This is a genomic window from Sorangium sp. So ce363 (assembly GCF_051520435.1).
In the GTDB taxonomy this organism is placed as follows: domain Bacteria; phylum Myxococcota_A; class Polyangia; order Polyangiales; family Polyangiaceae; genus Sorangium; species Sorangium cellulosum_B.
This window is the reverse complement of record NZ_CP150333.1, coordinates 10,609,307-10,625,408: the sequence shown is the minus strand read 5'-3', so window position 1 is coordinate 10,625,408 and position 16,102 is coordinate 10,609,307. Positions and strand designations below refer to the sequence as shown.

12 protein-coding genes and 1 other RNA gene are annotated in these 16,102 nt (G+C 70.9%); 5 read left to right on the top strand and 8 right to left on the bottom strand.

The genetic code is table 11. The features are described 5' to 3' along the window. Window positions 1-3: 3 nt before the first annotated feature. The 5 genes from WMF12_RS39975 to WMF12_RS39955 form a co-directional block, all read right to left on the bottom strand. Window positions 4-846 carry a hypothetical protein gene (locus tag WMF12_RS39975; RefSeq protein ID WP_437853681.1) on the bottom strand — a complete coding sequence of 281 codons (843 nt, stop codon included), beginning with the start codon at window positions 844-846 and terminating at the stop codon, window positions 4-6. A gap of 257 nt (window positions 847-1,103) precedes the next feature. Then, window positions 1,104-1,296: non-coding RNA, 6S RNA (gene ssrS / locus WMF12_RS39970), on the bottom strand. A 260-nt stretch (window positions 1,297-1,556) separates the two neighbouring features. Beyond that, window positions 1,557-2,429: an inositol monophosphatase family protein gene (locus WMF12_RS39965; RefSeq protein WP_437853680.1), complete on the bottom strand. Its 873-nt coding sequence runs from the start codon at window positions 2,427-2,429 to the stop codon at window positions 1,557-1,559. After that, window positions 2,426-3,913 carry a UDP-N-acetylmuramate--L-alanine ligase gene (locus WMF12_RS39960; RefSeq protein WP_437853678.1) on the bottom strand — a complete coding sequence of 496 codons (1,488 nt, stop codon included), beginning with the start codon at window positions 3,911-3,913 and terminating at the stop codon, window positions 2,426-2,428. The genes WMF12_RS39965 and WMF12_RS39960 overlap by 4 nt, the downstream gene beginning before the upstream one ends. A gap of 265 nt (window positions 3,914-4,178) precedes the next feature. Further along, a complete protein-coding gene (locus tag WMF12_RS39955; protein ID WP_437853676.1) occupies window positions 4,179-4,820 on the bottom strand; it encodes a ComEA family DNA-binding protein in 642 nt (213 codons plus the stop codon). Between the two features lie 343 nt (window positions 4,821-5,163). Between WMF12_RS39955 and WMF12_RS39950 the strand changes: the two genes are divergently transcribed. Both WMF12_RS39950 and WMF12_RS39945 read left to right on the top strand, forming a co-directional pair. After that, window positions 5,164-6,264 (top strand): DUF362 domain-containing protein, encoded by a 1,101-nt coding sequence (locus WMF12_RS39950; RefSeq protein WP_437741988.1) that lies wholly within the window; start codon window positions 5,164-5,166, stop codon window positions 6,262-6,264. 120 nt (window positions 6,265-6,384) lie between these two features. Beyond that, window positions 6,385-7,083 (top strand): hypothetical protein, encoded by a 699-nt coding sequence (locus WMF12_RS39945; protein WP_437853674.1) that lies wholly within the window; start codon window positions 6,385-6,387, stop codon window positions 7,081-7,083. A 69-nt stretch (window positions 7,084-7,152) separates the two neighbouring features. Here WMF12_RS39945 and WMF12_RS39940 read toward each other — a convergent pair whose 3' ends face one another. The 3 genes from WMF12_RS39940 to WMF12_RS39930 all read right to left on the bottom strand — a co-directional run bounded on the left by WMF12_RS39940 (window position 7,153) and on the right by WMF12_RS39930 (window position 12,397). Continuing rightward, a complete protein-coding gene (locus WMF12_RS39940; RefSeq protein WP_437853672.1) occupies window positions 7,153-8,364 on the bottom strand; it encodes a serine/threonine-protein kinase in 1,212 nt (403 codons plus the stop codon). Between the two features lie 290 nt (window positions 8,365-8,654). Then, window positions 8,655-10,382 (bottom strand): acyl-CoA dehydrogenase family protein, encoded by a 1,728-nt coding sequence (locus WMF12_RS39935; protein WP_437853670.1) that lies wholly within the window; start codon window positions 10,380-10,382, stop codon window positions 8,655-8,657. 65 nt (window positions 10,383-10,447) lie between these two features. Continuing rightward, on the bottom strand, window positions 10,448-12,397 hold the full coding sequence (locus WMF12_RS39930; protein WP_437853668.1) for an HDIG domain-containing metalloprotein: 1,950 nt from the start codon (window positions 12,395-12,397) through the stop codon (window positions 10,448-10,450). Between the two features lie 521 nt (window positions 12,398-12,918). Between WMF12_RS39930 and folP the strand changes: the two genes are divergently transcribed. Genes folP through WMF12_RS39915 form a run of 3 tightly spaced genes read left to right on the top strand, consistent with a single transcriptional unit; the run spans window position 12,919 to window position 16,092 of the window. Next, entirely contained in the window at window positions 12,919-13,857 is a 939-nt protein-coding gene (folP, locus tag WMF12_RS39925; protein WP_437853666.1) for a dihydropteroate synthase, read from the top strand. Further along, the gene (cdaA, locus tag WMF12_RS39920) at window positions 13,850-15,157 is read left to right on the top strand and encodes a diadenylate cyclase CdaA (RefSeq protein ID WP_437853664.1); all 1,308 of its coding nucleotides are present in this window, start codon (window positions 13,850-13,852) and stop codon (window positions 15,155-15,157) included. The genes folP and cdaA overlap by 8 nt, the downstream gene beginning before the upstream one ends. Next, on the top strand, window positions 15,154-16,092 hold the full coding sequence (locus WMF12_RS39915; RefSeq protein ID WP_437853662.1) for a CdaR family protein: 939 nt from the start codon (window positions 15,154-15,156) through the stop codon (window positions 16,090-16,092). Before cdaA ends, WMF12_RS39915 begins: the two co-directional genes overlap by 4 nt. Window positions 16,093-16,102 lie beyond the last annotated feature (10 nt).

The window sequence follows — 16,102 nt, the reverse complement described above, 5'->3', positions numbered from 1 at the left end:
GGCCTACTTTCCAGCCTCCGCGCTCGGTCCGCCGGCCTCACCCACGACGACCGGGTCCTTGATGAACTGCTCGTCCGGCCCGGGCTTCACGATCGCCTCGATGGCCTTCCCGACCGGCTCGCCGTTGAAGTAGCCCTGCAGCGTGTACGTGCCGGCCTCGATCTCCATGGCGAAGTTGCCCTGACGATCCGGGTAGGCGACGGCCACCGCCCTCGGCTCGACGACGATCCACGACCGGACGCTCGGGGCGAGCTGGTCGCGGAGCTCGTACTTGCCGGGGCCTGGCGGTGTCCAGGCGCGGGTCTTGGCCGCGGCGATCTCGACTGGCTGGAGCCCTTTGTTGCCGACGTCGTAGATCTTGTGCGGGAACGGGTCCTGGTTCTCGAACTGGATCTGCTGGCCCTCGGCGACGACGAGCGTCACCGGGGAGGTGCGCCCGCCCGCGATGACGATCGAGCGCGGCGTCTTGAGCGGCGCGCCCTTCTCGCCGAGCGCGGCGATGCACAGCTCCTTCGGCGGGTAGCCGAAGAGCGCGCGGACATCGGCGCGGACGGTCGGGGACGGCTCGCGGAAGGTGTACCGGTTCGCCTTCGGGTCCTTGGCCTCGTTCCAGACCGGGTTCAGGAGCTTGGGCATGCCCGTGGCCCGGCCCTTGATCGTCACCGCCGCCAGGGCGGCCCCGGGCACGGTGAGGATCGCGAGCGTCAAGGCCAGGCGCCGGACGAAGCGCGAGCTGCCGGGGAGGCGGCGCGCGAGGTGGCTTGACGACCCAAACCGCGCTGCGCCGACGAGCGGGCGCTGCTCGTCGTGCTGCGCACCTGCAGATCGAGGGGATCTCGTATCCATCGCAGGCCCGAAGCTACCGGAAGGGGGATGAGAACGGAAACAAAAGCCGGGCCGTGCGCCGCGCGCCCCGCCCGCGCCGCCCTCCGGGCTCCCCGTTCCTTGTGCGGTGTGCTTGGCCTTGTCCGGTGCCGCGAGCGCCGCGCCCAGGCGGGGGTACCCCCCGCCGTCCGGTGATGCCGCGGTGCGCCGGTCGCCGGGCGCATGTCGAGGGCATCAAAAAACTGCGGGCCGCTTGGACGGCCCGCAGGGGAGAGATGTTCCGTACCGCCGAGGACGTGGGCCGAAGGACTTGAACCCCTAGCATAGCTGCTAGGTGGGAGCCTAAGTACCGCTTCAGGCTTCCCGGTGAATGGTTCCGGGCCTAGCTCACCACGGTATCGTTGTTGGCTCCCTGGTTCTTGCTTACTCGGGATTCAATCGTCCAGCGCCTCACGAAGTCGGCAGAGGGAACAACCATAGGATAGTTCACTGGGCGGCTCCGTCAACAGCTCTTCCGCACGTTCTCATGTTTTGCTCATGTTTTGATGGTCGCGTTCGCCGGTCATCGTTCACACGGTTCGCGGTTCGCGGTTCGCGGTTCACATCGCTCGCACGGGTCATGCATGAATCGCGCAAGGATCTCGCCCGACTCACCCGTGAGTCCTGCACGCGTCATGCGTGAGATGCGCGAGAGCCTGATGGCGTACGGGTAGCCCCGAGCTGGCCGGCGCCTAGCAGGTCGGCGAGCCCGGGTGAGAGAACAGCGCGACGATGGGGGCATGGACGAGGCCGTTCGACGCCACGATGTTGCCTGTGTAGTAGTTCGGCGGACCGCCGTCGAGCGCGGTGATGACGCCGCCCGCGCCGCGCACGATCGCGCTTCCGGCGGCGACGTCCCATGCATGCAGCCGGCGCTCCCAGTACGCATCGTAGGTTCCGTCCGCGACCATGCAGAGATCGATGGCCGCGCTGCCGCAACGACGCACGGCCTGCGCGTTGCGCTTGACGGTCATGAAGGCGTCGAAGTTGTTGTCCGGCGCCCGGTCGCGGATCGGCGGGAAGCCGGTCGCCACCATCGCGCGCTCCAGCGACGCCGTGGCGCTGACCGCGCATCGCTCGCCGTTGCGGCGCGCCTCTCCGTCGATCGCCGCCGTGCCCACCGGCGCGCGAGCGGCGCCGCGCGGCCGGAAGCCCGTCCAGCGGAGCCCGAGCGCGGGCGCGACGACGGCGCCGGCGACGGGCACGTCGTCATCCATCAGGCCGACGGACACGCACCAGAACGGATGGCCGTGGACGAAGTTCGTCGTGCCGTCGAGCGGATCGACGTACCAGACTAGCCCGCCGCGCGGCTCCGCGCGGCGCGCGGCGCTCTGCTCCTCGCCGACGACGGCGACGCCGGGCGTGAGCGCGTCGAGCCGCGCGACGAGCAGGTCCTCGCTCGCCCGGTCGAACTCGGTCACGAGATCGTGCGGCCCCTTCTCCTCCACGCGCAGGCCGCGCGGCCCTGCCCGGAACCCGGCCTGGACGAGCGCCGCCGCCTCCTCGGCGACGCGCAGCGCGATCTCGGAGAAATCGAGCAGCTCGGCTGATCCGCGCCCGCTCATCGCGCCCCCGCCGACAGCGCGCCGCGGAGCTTCTCGTAGATGCCGCCGAACGCCCCGTTGGACAGGAGCGCGATCGTGTCGCCCTCCCGCGCGTCGCGCGCGATCGCGGCGACGATCGCGTCCACCGAGGCCGCCGCCTCCGCGCGCTTGCCCCCGCGCTCGATGTCGCGCACCAGCCTGTCGAGATCGAGCCGCTCGCCGGCGGCGATGTCCGGGCGCCCGAGCGGCGCAAGCACGACGCGGTCGGCCGTGTCGAACGCGCGCGCGTAAGGCTCCTGGTGGAGGGCGCGGCACGCGGTCGCGCTGCGCGGCTCGAACACCGCCCACAGCGCGCCTCCCGGGTGCCTGGACCGGAGCGCGCGCAGCGTCTCGTCCACCGCGGTCGGGTGGTGCGCGAAGTCGTCGTAGACGCGGACCCCGCGCGCCTCGAAGAGGAGGTCCTGCCGGCGCCGGACGCCCGCGAAGCCGGCGAGCGCCGTGGTCGCGGTCGAGAGCGGCACGCCGAAGCCCTGCGCCGCGGCCGCGATCGCGGCGATGGCGTTGCGCACGTTGTGGTGCCCCGGCATCTGCAGGGCGAAGCGCCCAGCCAGGACGCCGCCGGCGTACAGATCGAACGACTGGCCGCTCTCGCCGGCCTCCGCGGGCGCGGCGAGCCAGTGCGGCGGCTGCCCGTGCGTGTCGTCGCCCTCGAGCGCGAACCACGCCACCTCTGCGCGCGCCGATCGCGACACCAGCTCGACGACCCGCGGATCGTGCGCCGCCGCCACGAGGAGCCCGGTCTCCGGGATCCGCTCGACGAACCCGCGGAACGCCGCCTCGTAGGACGCGGCGTCGGGGTAGATGTCGATGTGATCGTGCTCCATCGACGTGACGACGCCCACCTCGGGCTGGTAGTGCCAGAACTTCGGCGTCTTCTCGAAGAAGGCGGTGTCGTACTCGTCGCCTTCGACGACGAACGGCGTCCTGCGGCGCCCAGCGCCCGCCTCGCCGAGGAGCGGCAGGCCGCGGCGGTCGCTCGCCGAGGAGGCGCTCCGGGGCAGGCGGAAGCTCGCCTCGAAGTTCTTCGGCAGGCCGCCGATGAGGAAGCCAGGGTCCCTGCCCGCCTCGTGAAGGATCCACGCGCACATCGAGCTCGTCGTCGTCTTGCCGTGCGTGCCGGCCACGACGAGCGGGGAGCGGCCGGTGAGCATGTGATCCGCGAGCGCGTGCGCCATCGTGGTCACCCGCATGCCTCCGTCGATCGCGGCGCGGGCCTCGGGGTTCGTCGGGCGGCAGACGTTGCCGATCACGACGAGATCGGGCCGGGGGTCGAGGTGCGCGGGATCGAACCCGGTCAGGAGGCGGATGCCCCACCGCTCGAGGGCCGGCCCCATGGGCGGGTAGAACGAGGCGTCGGAGCCCGAGACGTCGTGCCCCGCGGCCTTGAAGAGCCCCGCCAGCGCACCCATGCCGGTGCCCGCGACGGCGACGAAGTGGACGTGCATCGCGGCGCAGTGTGCCCGAGCGCCCCGGGGGGGCAAGGGGGCATCCGCGCGAGAGCTCGCCAGACCGCGCCGGTCCCAGGGAGTCGCCGCGCGCCGCGTCCGCGACGTCTGGAGTCGCGCGCGCGATCTCGTTGCGGGGATACCGAAGAGAACGAGCGCGCCTTGACTCGACATCTCGCGCCCCGCGCGTTGACCGGTCCTGGCAGACTCCCTGTCTGGACGGCTCGACCGAGGCGGCGAGCTGCGCTGCGGCTCGCGTCCAGCGTCAAGGCGGATCGACGAGCACGAGCGGCCTCAGCCGCTTCAGCGACCGCCGGCCCAGCCCCTTGACCCGGAGCAGGTCATCGACCTTCCGGAAGCGCTTGAGCTTGGCTCGCAGCGCCAGGATCGCGGCCGCCTTCGCCGGGCCGACGCCGGGAAGGCGCCGGAGGTCCGCCTCGGTCGCGAGGTTCAGCACGACCTTTCCGTCTGCGGTCACGCCGCCGCCCGCAGGAGCGCCGGCCCCGCCATCGCTGGGCGGCGGCGGCTCTACCGCTGCAGCTCCCGCGTCGGCGCCGGTCTCGGAGGTGGCCTGGGGCGGCGGGCTTCCGGCCTGGGGCGGCGGGCTTCCGGCGGAGCCGAGCGGCGCTGGATCGCCGGCGACCATCGCCAGCTCCGCGGTCGGGTCAGTCGGGCGGGCCGGGTTTGCCGGGCGGGCCGGGAGCAGGCTCAGCGCGTGCCCGGAGCCCACGAGCGCCAGCGCGAAGAACCCCGCAATGTAGGCCGCGACCTTGCCGCCCAGCGCGGTCCAGGCCGAGTCCCTCAGCGCTGCCAGCGCCCGCTCTCGCCAAGGGCGAATCACCTCGTTGTCCTGCACTGCATCGGCCGGCCCGGCGGGCGAGCCTGTCCCCTTCGATGTCGCTTGCATCGTGCCGCGTCTCCTTCCGGTCTTCCCGTCTCGTGCCAAGGACGTCGCCCTCCGCGCATCCGTGAGCGGCGTTCGTCTCCTCGGCGTCGCCGCCACCGCCAAGCGAGCGGCGTGCCGGCGCGCGCTTGCCAGGAAACCCGAGCAAATCCCGGGTGGGAGGCGCTCCGGGGCCTGGCGCCGCCATGGCGGAGGCGCGCGGCGCGGCCGGCGCGGCGCGGTCGACCTCGCCGCCGGGCGGCCGAGCGCCGTGTCTCGAGCGAGAAGCTCGGCTACCATCAGCGCCCCGGGCGCCCCGCGACCGGCGGCATCCACCACCGCCGCGAGGCGCTCACCACGAGGTCTTATGCCCCACGATCCCCGTCGCTTCGTTGATCCCGGCCCCGCGGGGCGCTCGCGCCGAGGCTTCCTCGGCGGGCTCGTCGCCGGCGCCGCGGGCGCCGCGCTCCTCGGCCCGCGCGCGGCGTTCGCGGAGGCGCCCCTGAGCCTCGCGGCCGCGCCGCCCCCCGGCTTCACGCCGCTCTCCATTCCGGGGAAGATCGTGAAGGTCACGAAGTCGAACTCGATGCAGCCGAACGGCCTCTGGCCCGACGCGTCCGCGGCGAAGGTGATGCTCGAACGGGCGATGGCCGAGCTCACCGGGAAGGCCGACCTCGGGGCCGCCTTCGCGCGGTTCGTCCACAAGGACGACCGTGTGGCGATCAAGACCAACGGGATCGCCGGCCAGAAGGGGGCGACCATGGCCACCAACAAGGAGCTCGTGCTCGAGATCGTGCGCGGGGTGATCGCGGCGGGCGTCCCCGCGGAGAACGTGGAGATCTTCGAGCAGTACCCGTCCTTCCTCGCCGGCACCCGCTGCGCCGACCGCAGCGCCAAGCCGGCGGCCGAGTTCCCGGCCGGGATCCGCGCCGCGGTGCACGAGAACAAGGACGCGGTGATGCCGAGCATCTCGGTCTGCGGCATCCCCACCAAGTTCGTGCGCCCGTTCACCCAGGCGACGGCGGTGATCAACGTCTCGCTGATCAAGGACCACTCGATCTGCGGCTATACCGGCTGCCTCAAGAACATCACCCACGGCGCGACCATCAACCCGCACTCCTTCCACGAGCACACCGCGAGCCCGCAGATCGCGGAGCTCTACGGGCAGGACATCGTGAAGAGCCGTGTCCGCCTGCACATCACGGACGGCTTCAAGCTCATCTACGACCAGGGCCCGCTCGACAAGAACCCGAAGCGGCGCGTCCTCCACGAGTCGGTCTACGCGACGACCGATCCGGTCGCGATGGACGTGATCGGCTGGGGCGTGGTCGAGACGTGGCGCAAGGAGAACGGGTTGCCCACGCTGAAAGAGGCGAGCCGTGAACCTTCGTACATTCGCATCGCGGGCGAGCTCGGTCTGGGCGTCTTCGACAAGAATAAAATCGCGATGCGCGAGGTCGGATTGTAGCGGCGCCGCGGGATCCGCCCGCGTGACCGCCGTCGATGAGGCCGCTCGCCGAGGCTCGTGTTGTTCATGTCCTGCTCCAGGTCGACTGCGCGCTCGTCCACACGCCGGAGGGCCGCGCCGGTGGTCCCGGTCTTCGCGTCCCTCGCGCTCGTCGCCTGCAGCAGCACCCCCCCGACGAGGCCGCCGGGGTTGCCTCCGACGCCGGCGTCGGTCACCCGCGAGAACCCGGGGGGCGACGCGGCAGACCCCGAGCGGGCCGCGCTAGAGCGGCTGCTGGCCGAGCCGTGGGGGAGGCGGCAGGACCGGTTCAACACGCTCGACGTACCCCTGGTCGACTGGAAGAGCTGGCGCAGGGTGCGGATCTTGACCTACCCGACGCGCGCGACTTTCCGGTACGGCGACGAGCACTACGCCGCCCTGTCGGTCGTCTACACGACCACCACGGGGCCGAGCGACCCCGACAGCTGCCTCGACGAGTTCTGGGCGAAGAACGCGCCGCTCGCCGACGGTTATGGCGTGCGGCTCGGGGAGGCGCAGATCATCCGCACGACGCAGGAGATCGACGGTGAGGTGCGGCCGCTCGTGTTCAAGGTCCTCCAGGGCAGCGTCGACTCGGTGCTCGCGAGCGACGAGTACGTCGGCGCGATCGCCGTCTACGAGTCGTGGCCGGGGACATGCCTCGTGGCCGCGATGGCCGTGAAGTCGACCCAGCACCCCGAGCTCGCGCGCCGGGTGCGCGACCGCTGGATCGACGAGGGCGCCCCGAAGCTCAAGTGGACGTCCGGCATCACCGACGCGCCCACGACCAGCGCGCGGTAACGGCGCCGCCGCGCCCTGGCGATGGCCGGCGATACGAGCGCCAGGGCGGCGTCGCGGCGCCCCGCGAGATCACGGTCCTCCGGGCGCCGGGCTCTCCGCGGCCTCGAGCGACCACGCCGCGCCCTGAGCCACGCTGTGGAAAACAACGCAAGCGGCCGCGATGAGCAGGCCGACGGCGACCATCCAGGGGACCCGGAGCGGCGGCAGGACGCGGCTGTCCAGAACGACCTCGCTGTGCCGGTCGCACGAGGCGGAGGCGGGCTCGACGGCGGCGTCCGTCGCCGTGGGGCCGCCGAGATCGTTCGCCGGCGCCGCCAGCATGGCGGCCATGGTCGTCTGATCATCCATCGCGCAGCGAAGCGGGGCCGCGACCGCGCCTACCGCGCTCCGCTTCACGATGGCGCTCCGCTCGGACGGCGGTGGGACGGGGATCGCCCGCAGCGACTCCGACGACGGCAGGGAGGCCGGCACCTGCACGATCGCGGAGAACGCTTCCATCATCTCCTTGCCCGACTGGAACCGCGCCTCCGGATCGAACTCGAACGTTCGGGCGAAGAACGCGTCGACCCCGGGCGGGAGCTCCGGCGCGAGCTCGGACGCCTTCGGGAACGACGTCTGACAGATGTGCCTGACCAGCTCATTGATGTTGGCGCCCGCGAAGGGACACTGGCCGGTGATCGCGCGGTAGAGGATCACCGCCATCGACCAGAGATCGCTCCTGTAATCGACCTGCCTGGGCGCCATGGTCTGCTCGGGGCTCATGTACCTGGGCGTCCCGAGGACCATGCCCGTCTTCGTGATCCGATCGCGCGAGCAGGACGACTTCGCGACGCCGAAATCGACGACCTTGACCAGATCGTCGCCCGCCGAAGATGTGATGAAGATGTTCCCCGGCTTCAGATCCCGGTGGATCACCCCCGCGGCGTGGATCGCGTCGAGCGCCTTGCCGAGCTGCGTGAACAAGGCCGTCGCCTGCGCGAGCGGGATCCGCTCCTCGCGCTCGAGGCGGCGATTCAGGTCCTCTCCCTCGAGGTACTCCATGACGATGAACGCGCAGCCGCGATCGACGCCGTAATCGTAGGTCTCGATGACATAGGGGCTCCGGACACGCGCGGACGCGCGGGCCTCGCGCTCGAAGCGGGCGATGAGCTCCGGCTCCGTCGCCGCGAAGCTCCGGATGAACTTGATGACGACCCGCCGCCTGAGCTTGATATCGAAGCCCAGCCACAGGTCCCCCATCCCACCGCCTCCGAGCCTGCGCTCGAGACGGTACTTGTCCATCACGGCACGACCTTCAGCAGTCTCCTTCATGGCTCCGCACCTGCCACCCAATGCTCTAGCCTGGGACAAGTGATCACCCGATTCCTGTCGAAGGGCCCACCCCCAATACTACGCCTGATCAAACTATATAGCAATCCGTCCGGACGGTGAGCTGAAAACGTCCCGAAACAGAGCGCAGCTCACAATGAATGAGCGTACTGCGCCGAAACGCGCGTGGCGCGTGTGTGACTCTATGCGACTCGATGTGACTTGAGGTGAATCGATGTCCGTCGAGGTGCGGCAGACTGCGATTACAGGATGTCGAAGGGGTAGGCGCGATCCGCATACGCTCGCACCGCGATGGCCTTGCGCAGCTCGTCGTCGTTCTTCTGGAAGTCAGCGACGTGCTGCCTCAGCCGCTTCTGCGCGATGCCGGTGAACACGGTCGTGAGATCGATCTCCCGCCGCGCCCCGTCCTCCCCGCGCCGCTCGATGGCCCGGGTCGTGCGCGAGATGCACGCGGCCATGCAGTACAGGTCGATGGCCATCTCCGCGATGCGGCGCTGCGCGTACTGCATCTCCGCGATCTCCCGCCCGTGCTTCCGGAGCATGTCCTCGCTGTGGGTGGCGAGCTCGGCGGTGCAGTCCTCGAAGATCACCGCCTCCCGGCTGAGCAGCGGGTGCGCCTTCGACATCCGCTCGCGTCCGAGCACCGACCGCGCCTTGCGGAGCGCGAAATCGCTGAGCAGCCCGAAGCCCTTGATGGGCTCTCGCATCGCCTTCGCGACGTCCGCGAGCGCCTTGCCCGGGCCGCTCATCCCGGAGAGCGCCATGAAACAGCGCAGGATCTCGTTCGTCCCCTCGAAGATCATGTTGATCCGCGCGTCGCGCAGGTGCCGCTCGTAGGGGTACTCCTCCATGTAGCCGATGCCGGCCGCGATCTGGAGCGTCTCGTTGACCACGAACCACAGGGTCTCGCTCCCCATGACCTTGCAGATCGCGCTCTCGATCGAGAAGTCGGGGACCTTGGCGTCGACGAGGCTCGCCGTCAGGTACGTGATGGACTCGAGCGCGTACGTGTGCGCCAGCATCGTCGCGATCTTGTCCTTGATGAGCCCGAAGTCGCCGATGCTCCGGCCGAACGCGCGCCGCTCCTGGACCCGGTCGAGCGCCATCCGGATCAGCGTGTTGCACGCGCCCACACACCCCGCCGAGAGCCCGAGGCGCCCGTTGTTGAGCACCTCGACGGCGACCTTGAAGCCCTTGCCGACCTCGCCCAGCACGTTCTCGCGCGGGACCTTCACGTCCTCGAAGAAGAGCTCCGTCGTCGACGAGCCGCGGATCCCGAGCTTCTGCTCGTTCGGCCCGTTCTTCACGCCCATGCTCCGCTCCACGATGAAGGCGGTGAGCTTCGGCTTCTTGCCCTCCTCGAGCGCCGAGGTCCGGGCGAACACCGTGAAGACGTCGGCGAAGCCGCCGTTCGTGATCCAGATCTTCGACCCGTTCAGGGTGTAGTACGAGCCGTCGGCCGAGATCTCGGCGCGCGTCCTGATCGCCGCGGCGTCGGAGCCGGCGCCCGGCTCCGTGAGGGCGAAGGCCGCCATCCACTCGCCGGTCGCGAGCTTCGGGAGATAGCGCTGCTTCTGCTCCTCCGTCCCGAAGAGCTGGATCGCCTTGAAGCCGATCGACTGGTGCGCGCCGAGGGTGACGGCGATCGACGCGTCGAGCCCGCCGATCTCCTGCATCACGCGCGCATACGCCATGTTGCTGAGGTTGACGCCGCCGTGCTCGGCAGGGATCTGCAGGCCCATCAGGCCGAGCCTCTTCATCTCGGCCAGGACGCCCGGATCGATGGCGTGCTCCCGGTCGATCCGGCTGCTGTCGACGCTCGACGCGAAGAACCGCCGCACGCTGTCGAGCATCATCGACGTCGTCTCCCGGTCCTCGGCGGGCATCTCGGGATACGGGAAGATGATGTCCTCGGCGATGATGCCGTGGAAGAGGGCCTTCATGAAGCTCTGCTCTATCGTGGGAGGCATCGGACCGTCCTTTCCTGGAGCAGGCCGCTCGGCCTCCGCGGGAGCGCGCGGCGCGCCCGGCCTGCTCAGTGCGTCTTCCTCGGCGTCCGCACGGACTCCGCTGGGCTCTCGTCCTTCACGGGCCCACCGGCTTCGTCCACGACGACGGGCGCGACCGCGCCCCGCGCGCTCGAGGAGGACGGCGGCACAGCGCCCCGAGTGCTCGCGGGGGGCGGCGGGACAGCGCCTCGCGCGCTCGAGGACGGCGGCGGGACAGCTCCTCTGGCGCTCGAGGAGGGTGGCGGGGCGGCGCTCCCGTCCCGACCCGGCGCGCTGGACGCGGGGACGGGCGTGGGCGTGCCGGGGCGCGTGGGGTGCGGCGTGACCGTCGGCGGCGCAGGCGTGTGCCCGGCGCGATCGCTCTCGCGCTGCCACGGGTACTTGATGCGCCCGTGGTACATGTTGACCAGCGTCGACGCCATCCGGCTCGTCATGATGCGCAGGTCCTCGATCGTCAGCCCGGATTGATCGAGCTGGCCAGACGCGAGCTTCGAGAACATCACCCGCTGGATCATCTCCTCGAACTTCTTGTGCTCGGGCGGCCAGATGGTCCGCGACGCCGCCTCGATGGAGTCGACGAGCATCAGGATGGCCGTCTCCTTCGTCTGCGGCTTCATGCCGGGGTAGCGGAAGTGCTCCTGCGTCAGGTCCTTCGGGTTCCCTTGCTCGACGCACTTGTGCCAGAAATACTCGACGACCTGCGTGCCGTGGTGGGTGTACGCGAACTCGACCACCGGCTCGGGGATGTTGCCCTCACGCAGGATCTTCGTGCCCATCACGACGTGCGCCATGATCGCGTCGGCGCTCACCTCCGGATCGAGCTCCTCGTGCGGCGATCGCTCGCCGGGCGGGAGGTTCTCGATGAAGTACTTGGGCTGCACCGTCTTGCCGAGGTCGTGGTAGTAGGCGCCCACGCGCGTCAGCAGCGCGTCGGCGCCGATCGCCGCGGCCGAGGCCTCGGCGAGGTTCGCCATCGCGCGCGCGTGCTCCCAGCTGCCCGGCGCCTCCGCCGCCATCTTCTTGAGCAGCGGCTGCTCCAGGTCGGTGAGGTCGAGCAGCTTGTCGCGGGGCACGTGCCCCATCGCCCGCTCGGCCGGCTCCCTCAGGCTCCGACCGAGCACGCCGACGAGCAGCCCCCCGCCGATGCAGGCCAGCACGTTGGAGCCGAGCCAGCGCTTCAGATCGGCGCCGAGATCGAAGCTCCCCTCGAACAGCACGGTCAGCGCGATGAACCCGATCGCGCCGGCGATGCCCGCCAGGCTGCCCGCGACGAACAGCTGCCGCGAGCCCTTGCGCTTGAAGAAGAACATCGTCGCGGCGATGCCGCGCACGAGCAGCACCGACAGGAGCACGACGTCGAACCGGAGCAGCGACGACGCGATGAACGCGACCCCGACCTCGACGAGGAACGCGGTCCGCCGATCGAACGCGATCGCCACCCAGAGCGGGAGCGCCGCGACCGGCATCCAGAACTCGGGCAGCGCCGTGAAGAGCAGGAGGAGCTTCGCGACGATGAGCGAGCCCGTCATCAGGACGAACATGCCCACCTGCGTGCGGAGCAGCCGCACCCGGTTCTGCCCGAAGCGACGCAGGTAGACCGTCAGCATCAGGCAGACGATGAGGTAGATGGCGTACATGCTCGCGAGGCGCGCGCCGAGCCCGGGCCGCCGCATCCGCCGCACCGTCTCGTACGCCATCGCGGCGTTGTGATCCTCGTTGTGCTCCGAGAGGACCGTGCCGCGCGGCACGATCACGCGCCTGTGCTCGTACGAAAGCGTGAAGCTCCCGTCGTGCGTGTCGCGCACGATCCGCGGACCGTACGGGACGCGCAGCGTCACGGGCGCAGGCATGCCCATCTCGGGGCTGAGCGCAGGGATGAAGAGCTCGCCCACGCCGAGCACGGCGAAGCACGCCGCGAAGAGGGCGCTCAAGACGAAGCCGGCGAGGGGACCTGCCCGGATACGCGTGCGCAGCATGGAACCGCTCGGTCTCGTCCGCTGGTGCAGCCTGAGAAACGGTTGACGGGGCACGCTCGCGCGTGTCCCCGCCCGCACCGGACGACCGCGAGGGGCCGCCGATGTGAATGTGTAGGCGGGACCCTAGCAAAGAAGCAAGGCCGAGTCAGCGGCGCGCGGAGCGTGGGGGGGGACCCGGCGCCGCGCCCCCCTGCTTCCCCTTGATTCCCCTTGATTCCCCTTGATTCCCCTTGCCTGATTGCCTCCGTTCTCTGCGTACCCTCCGTTCCCTCCGTACCGTTTCTTCCCCATGGTTCGCGCTGAGTCCCCGCCCGAGCGTGGGACGGCCGCCGGGAAGCCGGCGCCCGAAGCGAATGTGGACGCCGGTGCGCCGTCCAACGCCGGCGCGCGCCCGCCGGCCCAGCCGGCGGTTGGCAGAGCGCGACGCGCCGGACCCCCCTCGCGATGTTCCAATTGCTCCTGGAAAACATCGATTCGACCAGACAATTGCCGTTCGGCGCAAAAGTTGCTACCCACAGGAAATGTCCCCGCTGCGCATGCTGCTCGAACGCCGCAGGAGCGTGGTGATCATGGGGGTCCTGAACCGCACGCCGGACTCGTTCTCCGACGGCGGTCGCTTTGCGGATGAAGATACGGCTCTCGCGCAGATCGATGCGATGCTCTCCGAGGGGGCAGACATGATCGACATCGGCGCGGAGTCGACGCGGCCGGGCGCGCGGCCCGTGCCGGATGACGAGCAGATCGCGCGCATCGGCGGGAGCGTGCGCGACGCGGTGAAGAGGGGAGCGGTGGTCTCCATCGACACGACCTCTCCCGCCGTCGCGGCGCGCGCGCTCGACGATGGCGCGGCCGTGGTCAACTCGATCTCGCTCGACAGCGCGGCGGAGCTCGGCGCGCTCTGCGCTCGGCGCGGGGCGTCGCTCGTGCTCATGCACAGCCGCGGCCCGATGTCGGCGATGGCCGGCTTCTCCGCGTACCCCGACGACGCCTACGACGACGTCGTGGCCGACGTGGCCCGCGAGTGGTCGAGCGCCGCCGCGCGGGCGCTCGAGGCAGGCTTGCCGGACGGCGAGCTCGTCCTCGATCCGGGCCTCGGCTTCGCGAAGAACGCGCGCCAGTCGCTCGAGCTGTGCGCCAGGCTGCACGAGCTCTGCGCCCTCGGCTTTCCCGTGCTCGTCGGGCCGAGCCGCAAGTCGTTCCTGGCGCGCGCCGCGGCCTCGGAGGCCGCGGGGCGAGGCGACGGCGGGGAAGCGCCGCTCGCGCCGCCCCCGGACCGCCTCGGCGGCACCGTCGCCGCCGCGATCGCGTGCGCCGCGCGCGGCGCCGCGGCCGTCCGTGTCCACGACGTCCGCCCCGTGCGCCAGGCCCTCGACGTGATGCGCGCGATCGAGCGCGCGGGCGCCGGCGACCGTCGGCGCCCGGACGGCCCCGTCGCCCAGGGGGCGCGCGGCGATGGTTGAAGGGTTCCTCCGACTCTTCTCGGTGAGGCCGGCGACGCAGGTCATCCGGGACTTCTTCGACATCTTCATCGTCGCCTACGTCGTCTATCGCGCGCTCCTCGTGCTGCGCGGCACCCGCGCGATGCAGATGGGCCTCGGGCTCGGCATCGTCTTCCTCATCTACCTCGGGGCGAAGATCTTCGGCCTGACCACGCTCCTCAACCTCCTCTCCTGGCTCCTCTCCTCGATCATCCTCATCGTGGTCGTCGTCTTCCAGAACGACATCCGCCGCGCCCTCATCCGCGTGGGCGGCAGCAACTGGTTCACGAGCGGCCGCGAGCAGCAGTCGCGCGTCATCGACGAGGTGGTGGCCGCCGCGACCGAGCTCGCCCGCCACCGCATGGGCGCGATCATCGCCTTCGAGCAGGACGCCAACGTGCTGGAGTTCGTCAAGAGCGAGGGGATCCACATCGACTCGGTCGTCACGCGAGAGCTGCTCGTCTCGCTGTTCGTCCCCGAGTCGGTGAACAAGCTGCACGACGGCGCGGTGCTGATCCGCGATCTCAAGATCGCGCGCGCCGGCGTCTTCTTCCCGATGCCGGAGACCAAGATCCTCGACGCCAGCCTCGGCTCCCGCCACCGCGCCGCGCTCGGGATCACCGAGGAGACCGACGCGGTCGTCGTCGTCGTCAGCGAGGAGCGCGGCACGATCAGCTTCTGCTTCAGCGGCAACATCGTCTCGAACCTCGACGGCCAGTCGCTGCGGCACGCGCTGCTCGGGCTCTTCGGCCGCTCGTCGCGCAGGCGGCGCTTCGCCAAGAAGGTCGCCCAGGTCGGCCGCGCGAGCCTCCCCACGCCGGCGGCGCGCGGCCCCGCCGTGGGCGCGACGCAAGGCGCCGGGCAGGCGCACGAGCCCGCCAAGCCCGCCGCCGCGAAGCCCGCGCCGATCGAGGCCAAGCCTGCAGCGCCGGTCTCGAAGACGTCCTCGATGATCAAGGCGGCCGTGGACCCCGACGCGCGGCCGATGGCGCGGATGTCGACGTCCACGCCGATGCGCTCGGGCGCCGAGGCGCGCGCCGCGACGGGATCCAGCGCCGACCTGCGCGCCGCGGCCGGGGCCGGCGCCGGGGGGACGGCCTCGCCGCAGGACGCGGATCGCCCGTCCGAGCGCGGCCGGCCGGCCATGGTCGACGTCCCCGCGGCGGCCGCGACCGACTCCCCCGTCCCGTCACAGCGCACCTTCGTCCCGACCGGGCAGGTCGCGGCGACCGCCGCATCCAAGGGGAGCGCGGAGGGGATGCCCCCGCGAGATGAGCCATGACGCTTGCCGGCATCCGCGAGGCGCTCCGCTCGGCGCTGCTCGACAACCTCAGCCTCAAGCTGCTCTCGATCACCTTCGCGCTGTGCCTCTACGCCTTCATTCACGGCGCGGAGAACGCGCAGCGCACGCTGATGCTCAGCGTCGTCTCGATCCTCCCGCCCGAGTCGAGCAACCGGCAGCTCATGACCCAGATCCCGAACGAGGTGGCGGTCACGGTGCGCGGCTCCCGGACGCAGCTCGACGACCTGCGCGCCGAGAGCCTCGGGACGCTGCGGCTCGATCTCCGCAACGGCACGGTGACGCACATCGACCTCGACGCGTCGATGTTCCACGTGCCAGCCGGGCTGATGGTCGAGCAGATGTACCCGTCGACGATCGAGCTCGGCTGGGACGACGTCGTCACCCGGGCCATCCCGGTGCACGTCCCCCGCACCGGGGACGCCGCGCAGGGGTTCCTCGTGAAGGGGATGGTCTCGGTCGAGCCGCCGATGGTCAGCGCCCGCGGCCCGCGCTCGGTCGTCGACGTGATGCAACTCGCGCGCACCGCGCCGTTCGACATCAGCGGGCTCACGGAGGGCACCTACCAGCGGCAGCTGGCGCTCGATCGGCCGCCCAAGCTCGTGACGTACAGCTTCGAGAGCGTGATGGCGACGCTCGAGATCGGGCGCGAGCTCGCCACGCGGACGTTCGAGCGCAAGGTCGAGGTGATCGGCATCCCGCGCGCGACGGTCGCGCCGGCCGTGGTGCAGGTGAGGATCACGGGGACGCCGGAGGACGTGGGCGCCGTCAACGCCGACGCGATCGTGGCGCGCGTGGAGCCCAAGGCGGCGAGCCTCGATCTGAGCCAGCCGGGCAGCGACTTCCTCGACGTGCTCGTCGACGTTCCGCGCGTCACCGCGGAGGTCAACCCGTCGAAGGTCATGGTGAAGTGGTGAGCGCGGCGCG